Annotated in this window: 23 protein-coding genes; 21 read left to right on the top strand and 2 right to left on the bottom strand. The window is 37.5% G+C overall.

What is annotated here, in order from left to right; translation table 11 throughout:
• Nucleotide 1 precedes the first annotated feature (1 nt).
• Both dnaJ and ACYVFA_RS10045 read right to left on the bottom strand, forming a co-directional pair.
• Entirely contained in the window at nucleotides 2–1,156 is a 1,155-nt protein-coding gene (dnaJ, locus tag ACYVFA_RS10050; RefSeq protein ID WP_460471696.1) for a molecular chaperone DnaJ, read from the bottom strand.
• Between the two features lie 95 nt (nucleotides 1,157–1,251).
• Nucleotides 1,252–1,797 carry a nucleotide exchange factor GrpE gene (locus tag ACYVFA_RS10045; RefSeq protein WP_460471695.1) on the bottom strand — a complete coding sequence of 182 codons (546 nt, stop codon included), beginning with the start codon at nucleotides 1,795–1,797 and terminating at the stop codon, nucleotides 1,252–1,254.
• Between the two features lie 149 nt (nucleotides 1,798–1,946).
• Here ACYVFA_RS10045 and nagA point away from each other — a divergent pair, with 149 nt between their 5' ends.
• From nagA to ACYVFA_RS09940, 21 genes are all read left to right on the top strand, one after another.
• Nucleotides 1,947–3,077, top strand: coding sequence for an N-acetylglucosamine-6-phosphate deacetylase (gene nagA / locus ACYVFA_RS10040; RefSeq protein ID WP_460471694.1), 1,131 nt, complete (start codon nucleotides 1,947–1,949; stop codon nucleotides 3,075–3,077).
• Nucleotides 3,078–3,194: 117 nt separating this feature from the next.
• Nucleotides 3,195–3,782 (top strand): TetR/AcrR family transcriptional regulator, encoded by a 588-nt coding sequence (locus ACYVFA_RS10035; RefSeq protein ID WP_460471693.1) that lies wholly within the window; start codon nucleotides 3,195–3,197, stop codon nucleotides 3,780–3,782.
• A 66-nt stretch (nucleotides 3,783–3,848) separates the two neighbouring features.
• Entirely contained in the window at nucleotides 3,849–4,343 is a 495-nt protein-coding gene (locus ACYVFA_RS10030; protein ID WP_460471692.1) for a PaaI family thioesterase, read from the top strand.
• A gap of 13 nt (nucleotides 4,344–4,356) precedes the next feature.
• Nucleotides 4,357–5,103 (top strand): SDR family oxidoreductase, encoded by a 747-nt coding sequence (locus ACYVFA_RS10025; protein WP_460471691.1) that lies wholly within the window; start codon nucleotides 4,357–4,359, stop codon nucleotides 5,101–5,103.
• Nucleotides 5,104–5,374: 271 nt separating this feature from the next.
• Nucleotides 5,375–6,325, top strand: coding sequence for a sugar phosphate isomerase/epimerase family protein (locus tag ACYVFA_RS10020; protein ID WP_460471690.1), 951 nt, complete (start codon nucleotides 5,375–5,377; stop codon nucleotides 6,323–6,325).
• Nucleotide 6,326: 1 nt separating this feature from the next.
• Complete coding sequence (locus ACYVFA_RS10015) at nucleotides 6,327–7,361, top strand: Ldh family oxidoreductase (RefSeq protein WP_460471689.1); 1,035 nt, start codon at nucleotides 6,327–6,329, stop codon at nucleotides 7,359–7,361.
• Nucleotides 7,362–8,010: 649 nt separating this feature from the next.
• Entirely contained in the window at nucleotides 8,011–8,586 is a 576-nt protein-coding gene (locus ACYVFA_RS10010) for a TerD family protein (RefSeq protein ID WP_460471688.1), read from the top strand.
• Between the two features lie 276 nt (nucleotides 8,587–8,862).
• Nucleotides 8,863–9,561, top strand: a complete 699-nt coding sequence (locus ACYVFA_RS10005) for an HAD family hydrolase (protein WP_460471687.1) — start codon at nucleotides 8,863–8,865, stop codon at nucleotides 9,559–9,561.
• Entirely contained in the window at nucleotides 9,562–10,392 is an 831-nt protein-coding gene (locus tag ACYVFA_RS10000; protein ID WP_460471686.1) for a phosphoribosyltransferase family protein, read from the top strand.
• Between the two features lie 3 nt (nucleotides 10,393–10,395).
• Nucleotides 10,396–10,947, top strand: coding sequence for a TerD family protein (locus ACYVFA_RS09995; protein WP_460471685.1), 552 nt, complete (start codon nucleotides 10,396–10,398; stop codon nucleotides 10,945–10,947).
• Between the two features lie 54 nt (nucleotides 10,948–11,001).
• On the top strand, nucleotides 11,002–11,661 hold the full coding sequence (locus ACYVFA_RS09990; RefSeq protein WP_460471684.1) for a TerD family protein: 660 nt from the start codon (nucleotides 11,002–11,004) through the stop codon (nucleotides 11,659–11,661).
• A 47-nt stretch (nucleotides 11,662–11,708) separates the two neighbouring features.
• Nucleotides 11,709–12,173, top strand: coding sequence for a hypothetical protein (locus ACYVFA_RS09985; protein WP_460471683.1), 465 nt, complete (start codon nucleotides 11,709–11,711; stop codon nucleotides 12,171–12,173).
• 2 nt (nucleotides 12,174–12,175) lie between these two features.
• Complete coding sequence (locus ACYVFA_RS09980) at nucleotides 12,176–12,814, top strand: vWA domain-containing protein (RefSeq protein WP_460471682.1); 639 nt, start codon at nucleotides 12,176–12,178, stop codon at nucleotides 12,812–12,814.
• A gap of 21 nt (nucleotides 12,815–12,835) precedes the next feature.
• Nucleotides 12,836–13,471: a vWA domain-containing protein gene (locus tag ACYVFA_RS09975; RefSeq protein WP_460471681.1), complete on the top strand. Its 636-nt coding sequence runs from the start codon at nucleotides 12,836–12,838 to the stop codon at nucleotides 13,469–13,471.
• A 408-nt stretch (nucleotides 13,472–13,879) separates the two neighbouring features.
• On the top strand, nucleotides 13,880–14,491 hold the full coding sequence (locus ACYVFA_RS09970) for a vWA domain-containing protein (protein WP_460471680.1): 612 nt from the start codon (nucleotides 13,880–13,882) through the stop codon (nucleotides 14,489–14,491).
• 68 nt (nucleotides 14,492–14,559) lie between these two features.
• A complete protein-coding gene (locus ACYVFA_RS09965; protein WP_460471679.1) occupies nucleotides 14,560–15,612 on the top strand; it encodes a TerY-C metal binding domain-containing protein in 1,053 nt (350 codons plus the stop codon).
• 8 nt (nucleotides 15,613–15,620) lie between these two features.
• Entirely contained in the window at nucleotides 15,621–17,030 is a 1,410-nt protein-coding gene (locus ACYVFA_RS09960; RefSeq protein ID WP_460471678.1) for a PP2C family serine/threonine-protein phosphatase, read from the top strand.
• A 9-nt stretch (nucleotides 17,031–17,039) separates the two neighbouring features.
• Nucleotides 17,040–18,548 carry a helix-hairpin-helix domain-containing protein gene (locus ACYVFA_RS09955; protein WP_460471677.1) on the top strand — a complete coding sequence of 503 codons (1,509 nt, stop codon included), beginning with the start codon at nucleotides 17,040–17,042 and terminating at the stop codon, nucleotides 18,546–18,548.
• Nucleotides 18,549–18,578: 30 nt separating this feature from the next.
• The gene (locus ACYVFA_RS09950) at nucleotides 18,579–19,613 is read left to right on the top strand and encodes a PrsW family glutamic-type intramembrane protease (RefSeq protein WP_460471676.1); all 1,035 of its coding nucleotides are present in this window, start codon (nucleotides 18,579–18,581) and stop codon (nucleotides 19,611–19,613) included.
• A 4-nt stretch (nucleotides 19,614–19,617) separates the two neighbouring features.
• Nucleotides 19,618–20,451, top strand: a complete 834-nt coding sequence (locus tag ACYVFA_RS09945) for a TerC family protein (protein WP_460471675.1) — start codon at nucleotides 19,618–19,620, stop codon at nucleotides 20,449–20,451.
• Nucleotides 20,452–20,774: 323 nt separating this feature from the next.
• On the top strand, nucleotides 20,775–22,295 hold the full coding sequence (locus ACYVFA_RS09940) for a P-loop NTPase family protein (protein ID WP_460471674.1): 1,521 nt from the start codon (nucleotides 20,775–20,777) through the stop codon (nucleotides 22,293–22,295).
• Nucleotides 22,296–22,310: the final 15 nt, after the last annotated feature.

The following is a 22,310-nucleotide window of genomic DNA, read 5'->3' as shown; positions in this document are numbered from 1 at the left end:
CTCAATGAAAGAAATCTTTCATTCTATCAAAGAAGCCTTTATCGTTTTTGGTAGCTCTTGGCTGGAAGTTTGGCGCTTCCCTGAGCCTTTCTAAAATTACCTTTTCGTCATTTGTTACACTGGTTGGCGTATAAATATTTACATGAACCAACTGGTCACCTTTGATATAGCTGTTTACTTCTTGTAAACCTTTGCCTTTCAGGCGCAATACTTCTCCCGGTTGTGTACCAGGTTTGATATTGATTTTTACTTTACCGCCAATGGTTGGTATTTCAGTATCTTTTCCTAAAACTGCATCAGCAAAGTTCAGTTTCAAATCATAGATGATATTGTTGCCATCACGTTTCAATTCCGGATGTTCTTCTTCTTCAATTACTATCAGCAAATCGCCAGCTACACCGCCACGGGTTGGCACGTTTCCTTTGCCTGTCATTGATAACTGCATGCCTTCTCCTACACCTGCCGGAATTTTGATAGATAGTAAGTCTTCATTCAATACACGGCCTTCTCCAAAACAGGTTTCACAACGCTCTACAATTACTTTACCTTCTCCCTGACAAGTATGACAAGTGCTAGTGGACACCATCTGGCCAAGCATTGTACTCACAGTCTTACGAATTTGACCAGAACCACTACAGGTCTGACAAGTTTTCAGTGAATTACCATTTTTCGAACCATTGCCACCGCAGGTATTACAAGAAACATAGCGTTTTACTTTTATCTTTTTCTCAACACCATTCGCTATTTCTTCCAGATCCAGTTTTAGTTTGATACGTAGGTCTGAGCCTTTGCGTACAGGTTGACCACCCGCACCACGTCTGCCACCACCGCCAAAGAAACTGCCAAAGGGGCTATCGTCACCAAATACACTGCTGAAAATATCTTCCATATTTACTCCGGCACCAGCACCACCAAATCCGCTGGCACCACCCACGCCCTGATGCCCGAACTGGTCGTAGCGTTGGCGTTTTTCGGCATCTGATAATACTCCGTAGGCTTCAGCTATTTCTTTAAACTTCTCTTCGGCTGCCTTATCTCCCGGATTCTTATCAGGGTGATATTGAATAGCCAGCTTCCGATAGGCTTTTTTCAGCTCATCTTCCGTAGCAGTTTTGCTTACCCCTAATACTTCGTAATAATCTTTTTTTTGTGCCATAATGATTGTGATATAAATGCGATGAGTAAATGGGCAAATTGCATTCACCATTTACTCATCTTCTATACTATTATATTATATTGCTCTCTGTTTTCTTAGCTACCTACTACCACTTTGGCGTAACGGATCACCTTATCGTTCAGAAAATACCCTTTTTCTACCTCATCAATCACTTTTCCTTTCTTGTCGTCTCCCGCAGCAAATTGCGTGATACACTCGTGTAGTTCTACATCAAAATCCTGGTCTTTAGATTCCATCGGTTTCAAGCCTTTAGAAGCCAAGGTTTTTTGTAGTTTATTAAATATCAAAGAGATACCTTCTTTCAGAGGTTCTACTTCTGTTACCGTTTCAAAAGATTTGTTGGCACGCTCAAAATCATCAATTACCGGAATTAACTCTTTGATTAAACCTTCAGAAGCATTCTGTATTGTTTCGATTTTTTCTTTAGCTGTGCGGCGACGGAAATTTTCAAATTCAGCATATAAACGTAGGTATTTATCTTTTGCCTCTGCCACTTGTGCTTCCAGTTGAGCTACTTTATCTTCTGTCTCAGCTGTTTCTGCGCCTTCGTTTACTGTTTCTTCTGCCAAATTTTCTGTTTGCTCGTCTTTTATTTCTTGACCTTCTTTATTCTCTGCCATTTTTCAAACAATTTTGTTTTTGCAAAATGCATCAATTTTTTTGCCAATACGAAATTTACTGACAAGATGGCAGAATTATATCTCATATAAGCCCCCACTTTCAGACAGTTTTTTCATAACTTGCCAAAAAATTCAGCACTATTCTTCCTATGCAGACTGTTATTATTCATGCCACTATTCATACCGGCACACAAGTACTTGAAAACCAAACTATTGTTATTGAAAACGGGCTTATAAAAGCGCTGGAGTCTGTAGATAATTTTGGTTATGAAAGTGCCCGTACCATAGATCTGGCAGGCAAACACATAGCTCCGGGTTTTATTGATACGCATATCAATGGTGGAGAAAAACAGTATTTTACGCAATACCCGACCGAAGAGACAATACAGGATATTTACGAATCAAGTCTGGCTTTAGGCACTACCCATGTTTTACCCTGCCTGATTACTTCGCCATTAGAAAATATACTGAAAGGCATAGAAGCTACCAAAAGTTTTATGCAGAAAAACCCTGATTCTGGGGTATTAGGGATGCACCTGGAAGGACCTTTTCTGAATCTGGCTAAACGCGGCGCGCATCTGGCTGCTTATGTCAGGAAACCTACCAATGCTGAATTAGAAGAGATTATAAAATACGGCAAAGATGTGATAAAAATCATGACGATTGCCGCCGAGAACTTCACCGACGAACAACTAGATTTATTACTGGATAGTGGCATCAAACTTTCTCTGGGTCACTCAAATGCTACTTATAAACAGGCGCACTATGCCTATCAGAAGGGTATTAGTCTATGTACACACCTCTACAACGCCATGACTCAAATGGGACACCGTGAACCCGGAGTTGTGGGTGCTACATTTGATAATCCGGATGTTTATGCGCCAATCATTCTGGATGGTTTTCATTGTGATTTTGCAGCAGCGCGAATCGCCTATAAAATCAAGAAAGATAAATTATTTCTGATTTCTGATGCACTTTTTGTAGGCGATAAAGTAACGCATTTTCAATGGGAAGAATTTGATGCCTATCTGAAAGATGGACAATACCGTAATTCAGAGGGTAATCTGGCCGGAGCAGCTATCTCAATGGCTGATGGGGTTAGAAATGCTGTGCAAAAAGTAGGCATCAGCACTGAAGAGGCCATCAAAATGGGTACTATCCGAGCTGCAAAAGCTGTAGGTATGGAACAAAGCATCGGACAGATTGCACCCGGTTTTCCGGCAAAATTTGTAATTTTCGATGAATCTCTGAATCATTTTGAACCTTTACTAGTAAAGTAATCACCTGATAATCAATCATTAAAAACCGTTTAACATTGATGAATACAAAAAATAGTAAATAATGCTTGCAAAATTATACCGAATGGTATAATTTTGCATCAACAATTTGATTCGGACATGAGCAAAGCAGCAAGGACAAAAGAATTCATCATCGAAAAAACAGCGTCTATTTTCAACGTAAAAGGATATGCTGGTACTTCATTGAATGATATTACTGATGCTACCGGCTTAACCAAGGGTAGTATTTATGGCAATTTCCTGAATAAAGATGAAGTAGCTTTGGCTGCTTTTGACTATAATATGAAATGTGTAGGAGAGATTATCAGTGAGGAAATCAGAAAACAGGAAACTATTCAGGATAAATTACTAGTATATGCCAATGTTTATGAAAATTTCTTAAAGTATCCCTTTCCGGTAGGTGGTTGCCCCATTCTGAACACGGCTATTGAGGCTGACGATACTCATCCAGCCTTAAAAGAAAAGGCAGCTAATGCCATCACTAACTGGAAAAATAGTATTATGGCATTGATACAAAAAGGAATCGACACGAAGGAGTTCAGACCTGATGTAAATGCTGAACATACAGCTCTGACGATGATTGCGATGTTGGAAGGAGGGCTCATGATTACCAAACTAACAGGCAAATTGAATTATAGAAAAGCCGTGATACAATCGGTTGAAAAAATTATAAAAGACCTTGTTTAGCGTACGTTTAGTGTACGCTTATTTTTTTAGCACATAAAATACCGAACGGTATAAAATAATAAGATTATGACTACACCAAACAGAGAAAGAACTTTCCAATGGGAGAATCCTTTAGAGGGTGCTTCAAAAGCCTTGAAAATGTCAGGTCTTGAATATTTACAGGCAATGGGTGACGGTAAAATCCCTTTCCCTCCCCTACTCCATACCCTTGATTTCAAACCGACACATCTTGAAAAAGGAAAGGTTATCTTCTCTTTTCAGCCGCAAGAATTTCATTATAATCCAATAGGTAGTGTACATGGCGGTGTTATTTCAGCCATTCTTGACTCGGCTATGGGATGCACGCTGCATTCTATACTTGAAGCGGGCACCGGCTATACAACCTTAGAACTAAAAGTAAATTTTCTGAAAGCCATTACAACCAGAATAGAAGAACTTCATGCCGTAGGAAAAATCATTCACGCAGGTGGACGAACAGCCTTGGTAGAAGCGCAATTAATTGACAAAGACAATACGGTTTATGCACACGGTGTAAGCACTTGTCTGATTTTGAAATATTAAACCAAAGAAAAAAATGAAAACAACACAGAATACCATCCTTGTAACAGGAGGAAGCGCCGGAATCGGCTTTGAAATAGCCAGACTTTTTAGCCAACAAGGCAATCATGTAATTATTGTAGGCCGTGATGGTGATCGTTTGGCCAAAGCAGCGGCTAAACTACAAAACGTGACGCCTTTAGTAGGCGATGTCAGTAAAGAAGAAGATGTGGAAGTATTGGTAAAAATATTGTATAAAGATTTCCCGAATCTGAATGTAATAGTTAATAATGCCGGAAGTGCCTTTTTAAATAATTTATTAGAAACAGACCAGGCGTTTGAAAAAGCACAGACCGAGATGCTTACCAATTATCTGTCTATCATCAGACTAAACGAAAAGCTTTTGCCATTGCTGACCAAACAGGAAGAAGCTGCTATTGTCAACGTGTCTTCAATTGTCGCTTTTGCGCCAAACCATGTCTTATCTACTTATGGAGCAAGTAAGGCTGCTTTACACTCATATACACAATCGTTGAGGCTGTACTTAACTAAAACACCTGTCAAAGTATTTGAACTAATGCCTCCATTAGTCAATACAGATTTCTCACAAGTGATTGGTGGGGCAAATGGTATTTCTCCGGCAGTAGTAGCAGAAGATTTACTGAATGCTTTTGAAACTGATACTTATGAAATTCACGTAGGCCGAACAGCTGAGTTTTATAAACTATTTCATAGTGCCCCTGAACAAGCACTTCTGGCGATGAATCCTGCTTTTCAGGCTTAATACTTTAAACACAAATCAGAAACCGCCTTTATCTTAATCATCGATAGTGAATCGCAGTTTTTGGTTCCAGATAATCAGTTTTTTATCAATCAGGCATGGGTAAATTTTACTCATGCTTTTGTTTTTTATTTTTGTCTACAACAAGTGTCTGATTCACACTTCTACCATTAAAAATGAGACATTAAAGTTCTCATTTGCTTGAAAACTCAATCAGATAGCCTTATCTTTACCCCACTATCATTCAATCATATTATACTTATTAAGACTACCGATGGAAACAAACGCTATTTCTAGAAGAAATTTATTAAAAAACTCGCTGGTTGTAGGTGCTGGATTAGGCTTGGGTCTACCAGAAGCTATGGCTGGTTCAGAGAAAAAAGCTGCACATAATTTTAAATTCAGCCTGAATACCAGTACTATCAGAGAGCAGAATCTTGGACTGATGGGAGAAATTGAAACTGCCGCAAAAGCAGGATACGATGCGATTGAAGTATGGGTAAGCACTGTAGAAAAATACAAGGAACAAGGCGGTAAGCTGAAAGATGTAAAGAAAAAAGCCGCTGACCTGGGTATAACGATTGAAGATGCCATAGGTTTTTCAAAATGGATAGTAGATGATGCTACTGAGCGCGAAAAGGCTTTGGAGCAAAATAAAAGAGAAATGGCTATGCTGGCCGAAATCGGCTGTAAGCGTATTGCAGCCCCTCCTTTTGGCGCTACTACCGGAAATGTGCTTAGCTTACAGGCAATAGCAGAAAGATATGGTAAACTTCTGGAGGTAAGTGATAATTTTGGTGTAATTCCTCAATTAGAGATGTGGGGATTCTCTACCAATCTTCACTTAGTTGGAGAAGTTTTGTTTGCCGCCTCTGAAAGTGGCCACCCTAAAGCCTGCGTATTAACGGATGTATATCATTTACATAAAGGAGGCTCTAATATTAATAGTCTAAGAACTGCCAGTGGTTCTTCTATTCAGATGTTCCATATGAACGATTATCCGGGAGTACCTCCAAGAGAAACCATTAATGATGGAGACCGTATCCTACCGGGTGATGGTGTTGCCCCAATTACCCAGATATTAAAAGAATTGCATAATAAAAATACCCCTATTATATTGTCATTAGAGATTTTCAATAAAGAATACTGGAAGATGGATGCTTTGGTGGCTGCTAAAATGGGTATAGAAAAAATGAAAGCATCAGTAGCTAAAGCTATTGCTTAATATGAAAGATTCGCAGGCACTTTTACAATTCAGTCAGAATATATTACAACAGGCAGGCTTAGATGAAGAGAAAGCTTTTCATACAGCCGATATACTGCTTGAAGGAGAATTATTAGGGCATCGCACGCATGGTCTTCAACTTCTTCCGGCTTATGTGACTGAATTAGAAAAAGATACCATGACCAAAATCGGGGAAGCAAAACTGCTCAACGATATGGGAGCAGTTCTGGCTTTAGATGGCCATTATCTGCCTGGCCCCTGGCTGGTTAATAAAGCGATTGAAGAAGCCTGTAAAAGAGCAACTCAATACGGCACTGCCATTGTCACGATACAAAAATCACATCATATTGCTTGTCTGGCTGCTTACTTAGAGAAGGTAGCCAGACAAGGTTTCATGATTTTGTTGGCTTGCTCTGACCCAAGAAATAAAACAGTAGCCCCTTTCGGCGGCCTCACGCCTGTTTATAGTCCAGATCCTTTGGCAGTGGGAATTCCGACAGAATCTGACCCGATTATGATTGACGTGAGTATGTCGGCTACTTCCAATGGTTTAGTAGCGCGTTCTCACCGAAATCAGGAAAAATTGCCGCATGACTGGATTTTAGATAATAAAGGAAATTCAAGCAATGACCCTGCTGCTTTTTTTGCTACCCCTCCGGGCTCAATATTACCTTTGGGTGGATTAGATAGTGGATATAAAGGTTTTAGCCTGGGTATCATGATTGAAGCACTCACCAGTGCTTTAGGCGGCCATGGCAGGTCTGAGATGCCTACTCTTTGGGGGGCATCAGTTTATCTGCAAATCATCAGCCCCCAAGGACTCTCAGGGGAAGAGGCGTTTAAAAGAGAAACTGAATATTTCAAAAATCAATGTCTTAATTCAGAACCTATCGACCCTGATAAACCTGTAAGAATGCCAGGAGCAAGAGGATTAGAATTGAAAAAACAACAAAGGGAAAAAGGTGTAGACTTACTTACTGAAACGGCAAAGGCATTGCAAGAATTAGGCAATAAATATGGAGTTAATTTTGGGTAATCACTCCATATGCTGGGAAATTTTTCCCCAAAAAAATTACTCAAATCCCACTTTTATTTTCATCAAAGCAATTTGTGGAGATAATACCCCACTATCGTCTGATCTTTTAAAGGATTACTTTTTTCTATCGTATATACATGATATATAACTCTACAAACTGATATTAAGACATGAATAATTTATTGAGAGGACTATTGGCTGGTTACGGCGCAAAAAAATTAGGTGGTGGTTGCTTCGGCACCATAATTGTCTTTATTATTTTATGGGTCATTTTAGGACAATGCAGCTAAAATAATTCTTACGGTATTTCATTGAAGGTTCAGGTAACTGAGCCTTTTTTCGTTTATATCATTCATTGATTACTTAAATGAAATGGGCTTTACTATACTTCCTCTTTTCACTATTCTTTAATGACCGGACCAATCATCAAACCAATAAGTAAACCATGATATAAAATCAGTTTTATATGGCATCCATGCTGCCAATAAGATAGACATATGAGTGAAAAAAGACGAAATATTAAGGTTTCAAATTATGGAAAGGGGAAATAAAAATTTTATATAAAAAAAAAACGCATTTTTTTGACGGCAGAAAGAAAAGTTATATTTTGCAGCTATTTAACCATAAACCATACCTAGTAACTAAAATAATGGCAATAACATTAACTAAAGGTCAAAAAATTGATATAGGGCTTTCTAAAATCAGTGTTGGCCTTGGATGGAATCCAAATGAAGGCACCGGTCATGACTTTGATCTGGATGCTTCAGCTTTCATGATTGACTCAAACAGATTGATCCCCCGTGAAGAATTTTTTGTTTTCTACGGCAATGTAGACTCACCTGATGCCGCATTACATCATACTGGCGACGACCCTACTGGCGGTAATAGCGAACACGGAGACGATGAGACAATACAGGTAGATCTTTCTAAAATTGATAGCTCTATTAATGAGATTTTATTCGTTGTGACCATCCATGAGGGGGTAGCCAGAAAACAAAACTTCGGACAGGTTCGTAATTCTTATATCCGTATTGTGGATGATTCAACCGGTAATGAAATAGCGAAATATGAGCTTGATGAAGATTTTTCAATCGAAACAGGAATTGAATTTGGCAGATTATACAAACGTGATTCAAAATGGAAATTTGAAGCTTCCGGAATCGGGTATAAACAAGATCTTGCTTTTTTCCTTTCAAAATATTTTAAAGGACAAATTATATCTTAAAATACAAAACGAATAATTACTTTTGTAAAGAACGTTGAATCCTGAATGACTATAGCTAAAGATTAAACTGCTCTTTATGATTTGCTTGATTAATCAATATTATGTTGCTGACTAAAAATTGCATAATATTCTTCTCGTTCATGGCCATTAGAATCTCAATAACAAACCAATATTCAATAGTTATTGTAGAACAGAATTTTATCTTATATCCCCTCTTTTGATATAACCTAAAAACACTTTAATAAGCTGAATAGCTTAGTTGATATAGTTTGTAAAATGTACTTATATAAACATTACTCATTTGACTTGTGGCTGACTCTTATTAAATCAAACCCTGATTTTAAAGAGCAAAGGGCTTTGTTTTTTCATAAGTACTTCAATTCAAAAAAGAAAACACTTGATGAAATCAAAAAGATAATCAGACAGGTTGATTTGACTTGTAACTATATCAATGAAAAAACAGGTAAAAACATTGATTCCAGTGAAATGTACCTGATGGTTATTTATCAAATGAATGACTATGAACCAGTCTTTCATGATTTAAATATCGAATGGCTGCAAAAGGAGATGGAAGTTCTATTTTTTCAGTACATGCCTTTGGTTTATAGTAAAGATACATCTGAGGTGCTGGATAAAATAAAACAAAACCAGAAAAGCACAATAAGCATATTGAGTAATACTGCTTTTATCGAGGGCAAAACTTTGCGTAAAATTCTACCAGAACTCAATTTATCGCAATATTTTGATTTCCAGTTATACTCTGATGAGGAAGGTTTATCAAAGCCCAATAAAGCTTTTTTTGAGTTAATGATTCAAACGACACAAGAAAAACGTCAGGAGCGTTCGATTCAATTGCATGAAATTTTGCATATAGGCGATAACCCAATAGCTGATATTAATGGTGGGCTGGCCGCAGGCATTCAGGTTTTTCAGATTAATTCAAATAATTATACGATCAACAATCTATTTCATTAAATGACCCACACTTTCTCTTTACATAAAGTAACCAGCGAGCTGGATTTTGGCTTTTCGGCTGATGATTACAGTCGTTTTAAATTTGGAGACAGTTATATCGCCGGAAAGTTTGGCAGGGATTTAGCCAATGGATTGATTGACCAAATATTTCAATATAATAGTCCGGATAAGCAAATGGTTGTTATTTCAAGCCCTTATGCTTTTATTCCAACTGCTACTTTTGCGATGAAAAACCAGTTTGTTTTTACCTTAAACAGATGGTTAGCTGAAAACAATAAAAAAATTGTACAAGAAGCTAAAGTACAGCGGACTATTACTTATAAAGAAGACTATGGCGAACTGAACGCTCAACAGAGATTCGATTTAATAAAGAACGACAGATTTCATATTGATAAAGATTTTTTAAGAGGAAAGGTGCTCTTATTCCTCGATGACATCAGAATTACCGGAAGTCATGAAATGATGATAACCCGTATGCTGAAAGAGTATGAATTAATTAATGAAGTACATCTGCTTTATTTTGCCGAATTGGTAAACAAAGATATACACCCGAATATTGAGAATTACCTGAATTACTATGCGGTGAAATCAATCTTTGATTTGAATGAAATTATTAAAGGCGATTCGTTTGCCATCAATACCCGAATTGTAAAATACATACTTAATTCTGAGCCGATGGCATTCAATCTTTTTATTCAGGATCAAACAGAGAGTTTCATCAATCTTCTTTATGATATGGCTATCGGAAACGAATATCATACAATTGAAGCATACCAACAGAATTTGAATTATTTAAAAACGTTATTGCATAAGTATCATAAAATATCTTAGACTATGGCTATCAACCTACAGAAAGGACAAAGACAAAGTATTAATGTTCCTAAATTCACGATTGGACTTGGTTGGGACACCAACAATTCCACCACAGGGTCAAGCTTTGACCTAGATGCTTCTGTATTTATACTGGGAGAAAACAAAAAACTACTCGGCGACGAATATCTGGTGTTCTTTAATAATTTAAGCTCTCCGCAAGATGAGGTGAAACACTCGGGAGATAACCTGACTGGTGACGGTGATGGTGATGATGAGCAAATAGAAGTAGATCTTTCCAAAATCCATCCTCAGGCAACAGAAATCTGCATTGTAGTTACCATTTATGATGCTGAAGCCAGAAGACAAAACTTCGGACAGGTAAGAAATTCGATTGTAAGAATTGTAGACAGTAATGGTGTTGAAATATTAAAATATGAGTTGGAAGAAGACTTCTCTGTTGAAACAGCGGTAGAATTCGGCCGTATCTACAAACGTAACGATGAATGGAAATTCGAGGCTGTTGGAATGGGTATGAAAGGTGGATTAGAAGATTTTTTAAACAGATATAGCTGAAAAGTATAAAAAACGATTATTTAATCATTATAACTAATAAACCGCTTTTGTATTATGGCAATCAATTTATCAAAAGGTCAGAGAATTGACCTTCGAAAAGAAAATGGTACAACCCTTACTAATTTTTGCGTAGGCGTAAACTGGGGTGGTATTGAAACTAAAGCTTTTTTTGGCTTATCTAAAAATGTACAAAGCGTCGACTTAGATTTGAGCTGTATTTTGGTTGATGCTCAGAATAATCTTTGCGATCACCTTTATTCTCCTTTATATAGAGTAGATGTTCTTCAACAATTTGGCCTGCCAAAGGGTAAATTAGCCTCAGTGGATGGGGCTCTAAGACATACCGGTGACGATTTAAAAGGAGATACCGGTGGAGACGATGGTCTTGACAATGAAATCATCACCGTCGATTTATCTAAAATAGGAAGCAATGTTGCACAAATCTTTTTCTTTTTGAATAATGCAGGAAAAGAAGATTTCTCGCAAATTCCTTATTCCAAAATCCGTATGTATGAAGGTACACCTACCCACGTGAAAGAAGTTTTTGCTTCTTATAACGTAAGTGCTGAAAGCCAATATGTTGGTAAAAGGTCTATAATCATGGGTAAACTATACAAAAAAGGAAGTGAATGGAAATTCAACGCGATAGGTGATCCTACTGATGATGTTTTCCTGGGGCAAACCATTCATAGAATTGTAAAAAACTATTTATAAAGTAGTGCTGCTCTATTATTACCTAAACTTAAAACATTATACCTTATATGTCTACTCAAATCAAAAATGTAGAGAATCTTTCTGTTGCTGATGTTAGAAATCTAGTTAACCAAGGTGGAAAATTTGTAATTTTCCCCTATACTATCTCAATTGTTGTGATGACTTTTCAGAGAAGCTCCGACATTTATTTTATAAGACCTGACGAAAGTTCATTTAAACATTCTGCAGGCTACCTTCTTATGAATTTTTTCTTAGGCTGGTGGGGTATTCCATGGGGCCCTATCTATACCATTGGTGCTTTATTTACGCAATTAAGCGGCGGCAAAGATGTAACACAAGAAGTAATGACTCATTTGATTCAGAACGACCCCAATGCCGCTACCAATACTTACAATGTACCGAACCCCAACGCCTCAACTCCATCTGGTGCACCTGCCTATAATATCCCAGGTGCCGGAAGTGCTTCAGGCTCAACTGGTGGTTCGTCTAATTCACCATATAATATTCAATAAATATGAGAAGATTACCTGTTTACTTATTATTAGATGTGTCTGGTTCTATGACTGGAGAACCTATTGAGGCAGTGAAAAACGGAGTACAGATCATGATAAGTACGCTTCGTCAGAACCCGCAGGCTATTGAAACGGCCTTTATCAGTATTATCACTTTTGATAGTTCGGCTCGACAAATTATACCGTTGACAGATCTGGCCTCTTTTCAGATGGTTGATATCAGAGCAACCGGAACCACTTCTTTAGGCGAAGCACTAAAGCTTGTGAGTTCTTGCATAGAAAAGGAAGTAGCGAAAACAACCACCGAAACCAAAGGCGACTGGAAACCATTAGTTTTTATTATGACCGACGGTATTCCTACCGATAACTGGCAGAACGGACTTAATGAGTTTCGTAAACAAAAGGTTGCTTTTACCGTAGCTTGTGCAGCCGGAAGCGGGGCAGATACTTCTGTACTGAAACAAATTACTGAAAATGTGGTAAGTCTGGATAATGCCGATGGCCAAAGCATTGGTAAATTCTTCCAATGGGTAACGGCTTCAATCGGTGTTTCTTCTACTAAGGTCGAAGACTCAGGCAAAGAAGTTACAGGCATGAAAGAACTGCCACCACCGCCAGCAGAATTGAACATTGTTATTTAGTGAAAAGCCCATTTTAAATTAATGAGAAGATTACCTGTTTATTTTTTATTAGATACTTCTGGTTCAATGTATGGTGAGCCTATTCAGGCACTTAATAATGCCTTGATAGGTATGCTCAATAGTCTGAGGTCTGACCCACAGGCCTTAGATTCACTCTGGCTGTCTATGATTACTTTCGATCGGGAAGTGAAAGAAATTATGCCTCTTACAGAACTGGTTTCGTTTAAACTTCCCGAAATTGTGTGCCCGCAGAGTGGCCCTACCCATACAGGAAAAGCCCTAGAATTATTGTATGATAAGGTGAAAACTGATGTAATCAAAAGTACGCCTTCTCAGAAAGGAGACTGGAAGCCCCTACTCTTTTTATTTACAGATGGGAAACCTAACGACCTTATGCTGTATAAGGAGATGATTCCGAAAATAAAATCTTTAAACTTCGGAGCCATTGTTTGTTGTGCAGCCGGGCCAATGGCTGATGATAGCCTGTTAAAAGAACTGACTCCTGATGTAGTGCACCTTGACAATGCCGATAGCACCACCTTAAAGCAATTCTTTAAGTGGGTTTCTGAAACCATTGAACAAGGAAATAGAACACAGGGAACAGGCGAAAGTGTTTCGTTACCACCACCACCTAGTGAGATAAATCTAGTGATTTAATCGTAGTGGAATAGATAAATATTTTGCTCTTATCAATCTGAAATCCGCTTGATTATGTTCATAAAAGTATTGTTGAGTATATTTATTATAAGCTTATTTCTATACTCAAGATTATTGCCTTATAAAGACCGGTTAGACAGTAGTTATAAAGCTGTATTTGTTTTTTTTGAGAATATTTTCTCTCCCATACTGAAAGGTTTGGGATCATTCATGAAGCCAGTTCAGGTAGGACAAGGCATATCGCTTGATATGACACAACTTGTTTTACTGATCATACTTCTGGTATTAAATGTTATTTTCAGATAAGAACGAAAAAAATCTTCATCTATCTGATAAAAGTGAATGTTTTTGGGGATGTGCTAAATTCGTGCATAGGCACGATGTATGACTTAATATCTATTTAATACTATGCGAAGGTCTCATGTATATTTTTTAGTGGATACTTCTAAGTATATGATTGGAGAACCCATCAGAAAGATAGAAGAGATAATACGCATATGCCTTGAAATGGATCGTCAGAATTCCTGGGCGATTGAATCAAGGCTTTATTCAATTATTACTTTTGGTAATTCTGAGATTAAAGAAGTTTTAGCTAAAACTGAGCACGTTGACCTTCCCGGTACTTCGTTTCAATTTGCTTGCTCAAAGGAAAGGCGATTTATAGAAAGTATTGATTTCCTGATGAAAAAGCATGAAGAGGATTTTATAAAGCCTAATAATAGTTCGAAAGGTGATTATGCTTCAAGTCTCTTGCTATTTACAGGAGGCTTACCGGAAAGTAAGTGGTCAGACGAGCAACTCAAATTTCTAAAAACAGCATTTCAGGCACCATTAGGGATTAATAGTATGGTAAATGGCACTTATCTTATACTATTTAATAATGAATATGTAAAAAAATGGTATTCCGTTTATTTTACCGAAAGTCAGTCTAAATTTGATAATCAAATTTTAGATATAGAAAATCAATCTCAGATTAGGGAAGCTTATCAATTTCTTTCAGATAGATTTTTTATGGGTTAGTGCCTTGCAAATCCACCAACGTATGAGTGACTAATAATTATTATTTCAATTCTCAATTAAATTAATCTATGAGACGACTACCCATATATTTTCTGATTGATATTTCTGAGTCAATGGTAGGAGAGCAAATTCAGCAGGTAGAAGAAGGAATAGCAACGATAATTAAAACCCTTAAAACAGACCCTTATGCGATTGAAACAGTATGGGTCTCAATTATAGTCTTTGCCGGACAAGCGAAAACGCTTGTTCCCTTGCAGGAGATTGTCAGTTTTTATCCGCCTAAATTTCCTATCAGTAGTGGCACCTCACTTGGCAATGGTTTAGGGCATTTAATGTATGAGCTCCGCACTAATCTGGTAAGAACTACCTATGAGCGCAAAGGCGACTGGAAACCTATTGTGTTTTTGTTTACCGATGGTGCCCCTACTGATGATACCAAGGTGGCATTTAGCGAATGGAAGCAAAACTGGGCAAAAACAGCAAATATGATTGCGATTTCGTTTGGAGACGAAGAAAATACAAGCACATTAGGTGAGCTTACAGAAAATGTTCTTCTATTTAATAATGCCAACGAACAATCGTATAAGCAGTTTTTCAAATGGATATCAGATTCTATTAAAACAAGTAGTGAGAGTGTTGAAAAAAATACAACCGGATTCGAATTAGCCAAATTCGATGAGGATGTCATTTCGAAAATAGACTTGAAGAAATCTCCGCCACCGCAACGATATGTAGATAATAACTTTGTTGTACTTTCGGCTAAGTGTCAGAATACCAAACGCCCTTACCTGATAAAATACAAGAAATTTATCAGTAATTCCGGATACGGCGGGCTCAATTATCAGACCATGGCTTACCGTCTGGTGGGTGGGTTTCAGGTAGATAATACTTATTATGAATTATCGGACGGAAACGAGAATACCTTCAAAATAAATACAAGTGAGTTGGTGGGTGCGCCTACCTGCCCTTGCTGTGGCAATCAGCACGCTTTTGCTGTATGTGTTTGTGGAAAAATTCATTGTGTTGGCGATGAACAAGTGAGCACTTGTCCTTGGTGTGGAACACAAGGTACTTATGGATATGGTTCAGGAGGTATGGACATTAACCGGGCTCAAGGATAATCACTACCATGTCAGAACTAAAAGGATTTATACAAGCGCTGTTGACGAAAAAAGGCATTTCTATTCCTTCTAATAAATCTGCTTTTTTGCAGAATTTTATAGAAGAAGAGGGAAATATTTCTCTTTTTAACCAAATAAAAGGAATACAAGATATGATATTCGACAGATGGGAATTAAAAAATAAGATTGACGATATCACCAATCAGTCAATTAACATTCCAAACGGAACCGTTGGGAAAGACTATACGGCAAAGATTGAGCTAGAAAAGTGGAATTGGAAAGATATTGCTCATCTGGAATTTGAGGGGCTTGAAGACATTGGCTTATCATATAACGCACAAAACGAGTACATCACTGGTACACCTGTGCAAAGTGGTGATTTAAAGATAAAAATGAAATTCAGAATAAAAGGCGAACCCGACGATTCTGTTCTTCATGAAAGGAGTATTGCTTTGGTTATTAATCCTGACCCGAAATCATTATGGAAAAATATTGCAAGTGATAAGGAACTAGCTTATTGGAAACAGGATGATGTGGCAGAAACAAGTGCCTTAGGCGATAGACATATTGTAGTGGCTTCAAAAAGAGGGCGTTCACACGCCAATGTTGGTTCATTCAGAGACGATGATTTTACGTATAAATATTTCCCTGAAAACGGTTGGAGTATTGTAGCAGTAGCTGACGGTGCGGGTTCTTCTAAACTCTCAAGACAGGGCTCAAAATTAGCTTGTCAGAAAACAGCCGAGTTTTTTGAGTCTCATTTCTCAAAAAGTCTTATCGAAGAAATAGACCAGTTTTTTAGTTCAGAAGCAACTAAAGAGTCTATAGAACTACCTTCTGAATTAAGAGTAAAAATCATCAAAGAGCTTTATCAGATAGCGCGTTTTGTACATGAAGGGATTACTGATTTTGCTAATAAATCAGAAAATCCGCTAAAAGAATTTCATTCAACGCTTATCTTTTGTTTATTTAAAAAAATACCATCCGGCTACCTGATTTTAAGCTTTGGCGTTGGTGATTGCCCGATTGTATTGATTGATAAAGAAATTTCTGGCATTACGATGCTAAATTGGCTCGATGTTGGCGAATATGGTGGCGGCACAAGGTTTGTAACTATGCCCGAAATTTTTTCGTCAGATAAAATAAGCACAAGATTTAACGCTAAAATCGTTCCGGATTTTTCTTATCTCTTTTTAATGACTGATGGCATTTATGACCCTAAATTTGTGGTTGAAGCCAATCTTGAAAAAATTGAGAAATGGAAAGAGTTTTTAGCAGATTTAGACGGGAATAACGAAGAAAATATAAAAGTAGAACTCAAGGCTGATAACCCGGAAATCGCTGAGCAGTTATCTAAATGGTTAGATTTCTGGAGCGCGGGTAATCATGATGACAGAACTTTAGCTATAATATTTTAAAGGAAAAATATGAGCAACATTATTACAGTAAAGTCAATTATAAATGGGAATTCTTACCAATATATTGATGGCGAGCCTAAAAGAGGTGGCGTAAAAGATGTGTATTTCAGCCCTGACCGGAAATATGTTGTTGCTATTTTTAGAGATAAGCAAGACTTTAACCAACGAGAAAGACTCATTAAGATTACAGATAAGTATTATAAGCAGATTAAAGAAAAAGATGCTGGCGATTATTATCTGGAAGAAATATACCGTTGGCCTACCGATGTTATTGAAATCAATGGGAAGCTTGGTTTGATTGTACCTATTTATAATTCAAAATTCTTCTTTAAAAAAGGATATTCGACCAGTGAATTAATAAAAGGAGAAGAGAAAAACGGAAAGTGGTTTGCCGGTGCCAAGTTCAGAAACACCAAATTCCCTTTAAGTCTTGATTCTTCCGAGTTGGGTAACTGGATGAGCTATTTTCAGGTGGGAGTGAATCTTTCGCGCGGAGTAAAAAAAATGCACTCCATGGGATTATCTCATTCTGACCTCTCGTACAATAACGTGCTGGTAGATCCGATTTCAAAATCAGCTTGTATGATTGACCTTGACGGCTTAGTGGTACCTGGTCTTTTTCCGGCAGAAGTAATCGGGACAGCTGATTTTATTGCACCAGAAGTTCTGGCCACAAAGCATCTGGATAAAAACGACCCGAATAGAAAACTCCCTAGAAGAGAAACAGATTTACATGCGCTTGCTTGTCTTATTTATATGTATCTGCTTCACAGGCATCCATTAAAAGGCGGCAAAGTACATGATTTAGATACTGAGAAGGATGATTTATTATCAATGGGAGAAAAAGCTTTGTTTATTGAGCACCCGACAGATAAATCTAACAGACCTAAATTAGACCAGATATCCAAATGGGATCAGTATTGGGCAGATATTAATAAATTGCCTTATACGATTACCGGGCCATACCTGAAAACACTTTTTGAAAAGGCATTTATTGATGGGCTTCACTCTCCTATGCACAGACCTACGGCTGACGAGTGGGAACAAGCGCTATTGAAAACTGTTGACCTGATGCAGCCATGTAGTAATAACAGCTGCGAACAAAAATGGTATGTTTTTGATAATACCAATAAGCCCAAATGTCCTTTCTGTGGAACGCCTCATCAAGGTACTTTACCAGTTTTAGACTTATATTATCAGTTTAAACCAACGGTCTGGAAACCTGAAAATCATCGTTTGATGGTCTACCATAATCAATACTTATTTCAATGGCACGTCAACCGGAATATTATCCGGAATGAAAAAATAACTGATAGACAAAAAATACCTGTGGGTTACTTTACTTTCCATAATGGTAAATGGGTATTGGTGAATCAGAAACTGGACTCTTTGAAGGACCTAACTGAGAATAAAGAAGTACCTATTAATAGTATGGTTGAATTGACCGATGGTAAAAAACTTCTCCTATCGAACGAAGAAGGCGGTAGAGTAGTAGTGATTACGATGGCTAATCAATAATTGCATCAGAAAAATAAAAAATGGTTTTCAATGTATTATATAGTAAGAAATAGTCAGCAGTTTGGGCCTTACTCGGTAGATGCCTTAAAGACCTACGTTGAAGACGGAAAGATTTTACTGGCCGACGAAGTACTCTTATCCAATGCAACTGCAAAAGCTACAGTCAGAGATATTTTTAATCAGAATAAAGTAACGGTTAATATCAGCAATGCAGGGAGTATTTCGGAACAGGTGAAACAAATCGGTAAAGATTTGCTTGCGCCCGGTTTAGATTTTATTAAAAAAGATTTATTAAAAGACCAGAAGGTTCTTTATCTGGCTTTTATTGGTTTAGCTCCGGCTTTTTTAATCAGATTTACCTTAGCTTCCTATATTACCTTCTATGCCATTGCGTTATATTTTTCCATTATATGGGGCGTGTTTTTCTTTTTCATGTTCAAGACAAAACAGGTAGACGGCAAAAAGACTGTAATCCTATTCTTTGCTACTCAGGTTGCGGCGTTTGTTCTGACAAATGTGCAGTCTTTTCCTCCTATGAGTTATCTTTATGATTTAACAAAGTCGGATAGTTTTTTTTCACAACTAATAGGTTTTATCTTTGGCGTTGGATTTACTGAGGAGGCCATTAAAGCGCTGCCTTTATTCTATTTTGTCAGAACCGCCAGGCAGCCCCTGATTCCGCAGACCTTAGTTTACTATGGTTTAATTTCCGGTATCGGATTTGGCGTATTAGAAGGCGTTATTTATCAGACCACTTCTAATACCGAACTTGAATATAACCATGCTTTTTTTATGAATATTGCCAGGCTTACTTCTTTGCCTTTTTTACATGCCATCTGGGCAGGTATAGCTGGCTATTTTATTGCATTTGCCAATTTATTCCCAAAATTCAGAAAGGCGCTCTATCTATTTGCGATTTCGGTTCCTGCTATCCTTCACGGAGTTTATGATACTCTTGGCTGGGGTATATTAGGTTTAAGCAGTACGCTATTTTCGGTATTATTGCTCATGTTTTATCTTAAAAAAAGTAATGATTATCAAAATAAACTAATAACAATAAAATAAAAAAATGACTGATTTTTTACAGACCATAGGTCAATTATGGCAACAAATTATTGACAACCCTGTACCCTCCCTGGCTATAATCGGAAACTTAATTATTATAGAAAGCTTATTATCGGTTGACAATGCTGCGGTATTAGCAACCATGGTGATGGATTTACCCGAAAAACAACGAGATAAAGCACTTAAATATGGTATTATCGGTGCCTATGTTTTCAGAGGTCTTGCGCTATTGTTCGCTTCGTTCTTAATAAAATTCTGGTTCTTAAAACCACTAGGCGGTCTATACTTACTATATCTGGTTTATTCATGGTGGAAAGGCAAACAAACGGAGTCAGAAGGAGATGATTTTGTTGACAAAAATGAGAACTGGCTTTATAAAATTACAGTTGGCACTTTCGGAAATTTCTGGGCTACAGTAGCCCTAGTAGAGTTGATGGATATGGCTTTCTCGATAGATAACGTATTTGCAGCAGTTGCCTTCTCGAAAAATATTCTTATCATCTGGTTTGGTGTTTTTATTGGTATTCTGGCTATGCGTTTTGTAGCACAGGGTTTTGTCAGATTGATGGAAAAATATCCTTTTCTGGAAACCTGTGCCTTTATTGTGATTGCTATTCTTGGTTTAAAACTTATTCTTTCAATCTATACGCATTTTGATCCATGTAGTGCATTCTCTACATTTATGGAAGGAGAAACTGGTTGTCTTGAGCATCAAGGGCTTCCAATTCCAGAAGGACATACAATGGTTTGGGGAGACATTATCACTTCAGTCTTAACCATTTCTATTTTCTTTATTCCGATTCTGGTATCACGCTTTATGCCTGCAAAAAAAGATTGATATATCATAAAATTACTGACAACTATTGCGATAATAGTTGTCAGTAATTTTGTTTTCTGCTGCTCAATTCTCTCAATTATCTTCTTGAGTACACAGTCATTTATTAATAAAAGTCAATTGTTCTACTTACTGTTGCTGGATGTTTATTAAAAAAGTACTAAATGCAATCTGTATACAAACCATTTCTTCGTTAAATCCGTTATTCTATTTAGGTACCTATCGTTTTATCCTTTGAACGACAAATTTCTGTCTATTGAGGTTATATCATCAGGACAGATTTTAAACATACGCTTAAACTAAAGAAAATTAGGAGCATACACATTATGGGATTCGACAAAAACTTATTAAAAATTAAGACTCTGGGCGAACTGAAAGCCAGTAGCTATCGCCCGAAATCCATTAAACAAGAACTTCGGGATAATCTCATCGAAAAGCTCAAAAATAAAGAAGTGGTTTTCCCGGGTATCTGGGGTTATGAAGATACCGTTATTCCTGATGTAGAGAAAGCCATTTTATCTATGCACCACATCAATCTGTTAGGGCTTCGTGGGCAGGCCAAAACACGTATTGCGCGCCTGATGGTGAATTTACTGGATGAATACGTAGCTGTAGTAGATGGCTCAGAATTGAACGACGATCCATTGGAACCCCTTTCTCGTTATGCCAAAGATTTGATTGCAGAAAAAGGTGACGACACGCCTGTGAGTTGGTTATCCCGTGCTGAACGGTATAATGAAAAACTGGCCACACCTGATGTATCTATCGCTGATTTAATTGGTGATGTTGACCCTATTAAAGCTGCTACACTTAAGCTTCCGTATTCTGACGAACGTGTAATTCACTTCGGGATGATTCCACGCTCACACCGTTGTATTTTTGTAATTAACGAGTTGCCCGATTTACAGGCACGTATTCAGGTTTCTTTATTCAATATTCTGCAAGAAGGCGATATTCAGATTCGTGGATTTAAATTGAGAATCCCATTGGATATTCAGTTTGTATTTACGGCCAACCCTGAAGATTATACCAATCGTGGTAGTATTGTTACGCCGCTTAAAGACCGTATTGATAGCCAGATTGTGACTCACTATCCGAAATCTATTGAGACAGGTCGCAGAATTACCCAACAGGAAGCGATTATCAAACCTGAGCAAAAGAAAATTGCCGTTAACGATATATTAAAGGATTTGATTGAGCAGATTGCCGTAGAAGCCCGTCAAAGTGAATACGTAGATGCCAAAAGTGGAGTTTCGGCTCGTATGACGATTTCAGCCTATGAAAACCTTTTAAGTTCAGCAGAAAGACGCTCATTAATTAATGGCGAGAAGAATGTAAATGCACGTGTTTCAGATATTTATGGGGCTATCGCAGCTATCAATGGCAAGATTGAATTGGTATATGAAGGTGAGGTAGAAGGCCCGGTTTATGTAGCACAAAGCCTTATTGGAAAAGCAATGCGTACTGAATTCCTGAAATATTTCCCTAATCCGGAAACGTTGAAGAAGAAGAAATCAGGCAAAAATCCATTTCAACAGGTATCGACCTGGTTTGGTGAGGGGAATGTAATTGATTTCTTAAACGACCTTAATGACCGTGAATACAAAGCCAGATTAAAAACCATTGATGGCTTAGACGACTTAGTAGAAAACTTCCATCCGAGATTAAATGAAAACGATAAGTTATTCATGATGGAGTTCGCTTTACACGGACTAGCCGAATATTCTTTAATCAGCAAACAATCACTCGATACAGGTTTACAATTCAAAGACTTGCTTGATAGTATGTTTGATCCGAATAAAATGAAATTTGATGATGAGGATGAAGATGATTTCAAGAGATTTTAATCTATAAAAAATAGG

This window comes from Emticicia fontis, assembly GCF_054779675.1.
This window is presented reverse-complemented; position numbering and strand designations above follow the sequence as displayed.

What these genes read in the sequence shown, in the direction of transcription:
- ACYVFA_RS10045 (WP_460471695.1), bottom strand. Translation starts at nt 1,797, where the DNA reads ATGGCAGAGAATAAAGAAGGTCAAGAAATAAAAGACGAGCAAACAGAA.
- ACYVFA_RS10030 (WP_460471692.1), top strand. Translation starts at nt 3,849, where the DNA reads ATGACTACACCAAACAGAGAAAGAACTTTCCAATGGGAGAATCCTTTA.
- ACYVFA_RS09945 (WP_460471675.1), top strand. Translation starts at nt 19,618, where the DNA reads ATGACTGATTTTTTACAGACCATAGGTCAATTATGGCAACAAATTATT.
- ACYVFA_RS09985 (WP_460471683.1), top strand. Translation starts at nt 11,709, where the DNA reads ATGTCTACTCAAATCAAAAATGTAGAGAATCTTTCTGTTGCTGATGTT.
- ACYVFA_RS09995 (WP_460471685.1), top strand. Translation starts at nt 10,396, where the DNA reads ATGGCTATCAACCTACAGAAAGGACAAAGACAAAGTATTAATGTTCCT.
- ACYVFA_RS09990 (WP_460471684.1), top strand. Translation starts at nt 11,002, where the DNA reads ATGGCAATCAATTTATCAAAAGGTCAGAGAATTGACCTTCGAAAAGAA.
- ACYVFA_RS10035 (WP_460471693.1), top strand. Translation starts at nt 3,195, where the DNA reads ATGAGCAAAGCAGCAAGGACAAAAGAATTCATCATCGAAAAAACAGCG.
- nagA (WP_460471694.1), top strand. Translation starts at nt 1,947, where the DNA reads ATGCAGACTGTTATTATTCATGCCACTATTCATACCGGCACACAAGTA.
- ACYVFA_RS10005 (WP_460471687.1), top strand. Translation starts at nt 8,863, where the DNA reads ATGTACTTATATAAACATTACTCATTTGACTTGTGGCTGACTCTTATT.
- ACYVFA_RS09960 (WP_460471678.1), top strand. Translation starts at nt 15,621, where the DNA reads ATGTCAGAACTAAAAGGATTTATACAAGCGCTGTTGACGAAAAAAGGC.
- ACYVFA_RS10010 (WP_460471688.1), top strand. Translation starts at nt 8,011, where the DNA reads ATGGCAATAACATTAACTAAAGGTCAAAAAATTGATATAGGGCTTTCT.
- ACYVFA_RS10025 (WP_460471691.1), top strand. Translation starts at nt 4,357, where the DNA reads ATGAAAACAACACAGAATACCATCCTTGTAACAGGAGGAAGCGCCGGA.
- ACYVFA_RS10020 (WP_460471690.1), top strand. Translation starts at nt 5,375, where the DNA reads ATGGAAACAAACGCTATTTCTAGAAGAAATTTATTAAAAAACTCGCTG.
- ACYVFA_RS09970 (WP_460471680.1), top strand. Translation starts at nt 13,880, where the DNA reads ATGCGAAGGTCTCATGTATATTTTTTAGTGGATACTTCTAAGTATATG.
- ACYVFA_RS10015 (WP_460471689.1), top strand. Translation starts at nt 6,327, where the DNA reads ATGAAAGATTCGCAGGCACTTTTACAATTCAGTCAGAATATATTACAA.
- ACYVFA_RS09955 (WP_460471677.1), top strand. Translation starts at nt 17,040, where the DNA reads ATGAGCAACATTATTACAGTAAAGTCAATTATAAATGGGAATTCTTAC.
- ACYVFA_RS10000 (WP_460471686.1), top strand. Translation starts at nt 9,562, where the DNA reads ATGACCCACACTTTCTCTTTACATAAAGTAACCAGCGAGCTGGATTTT.
- ACYVFA_RS09950 (WP_460471676.1), top strand. Translation starts at nt 18,579, where the DNA reads ATGTATTATATAGTAAGAAATAGTCAGCAGTTTGGGCCTTACTCGGTA.
- ACYVFA_RS09980 (WP_460471682.1), top strand. Translation starts at nt 12,176, where the DNA reads ATGAGAAGATTACCTGTTTACTTATTATTAGATGTGTCTGGTTCTATG.
- ACYVFA_RS09975 (WP_460471681.1), top strand. Translation starts at nt 12,836, where the DNA reads ATGAGAAGATTACCTGTTTATTTTTTATTAGATACTTCTGGTTCAATG.
- ACYVFA_RS09940 (WP_460471674.1), top strand. Translation starts at nt 20,775, where the DNA reads ATGGGATTCGACAAAAACTTATTAAAAATTAAGACTCTGGGCGAACTG.
- ACYVFA_RS09965 (WP_460471679.1), top strand. Translation starts at nt 14,560, where the DNA reads ATGAGACGACTACCCATATATTTTCTGATTGATATTTCTGAGTCAATG.
- dnaJ (WP_460471696.1), bottom strand. Translation starts at nt 1,156, where the DNA reads ATGGCACAAAAAAAAGATTATTACGAAGTATTAGGGGTAAGCAAAACT.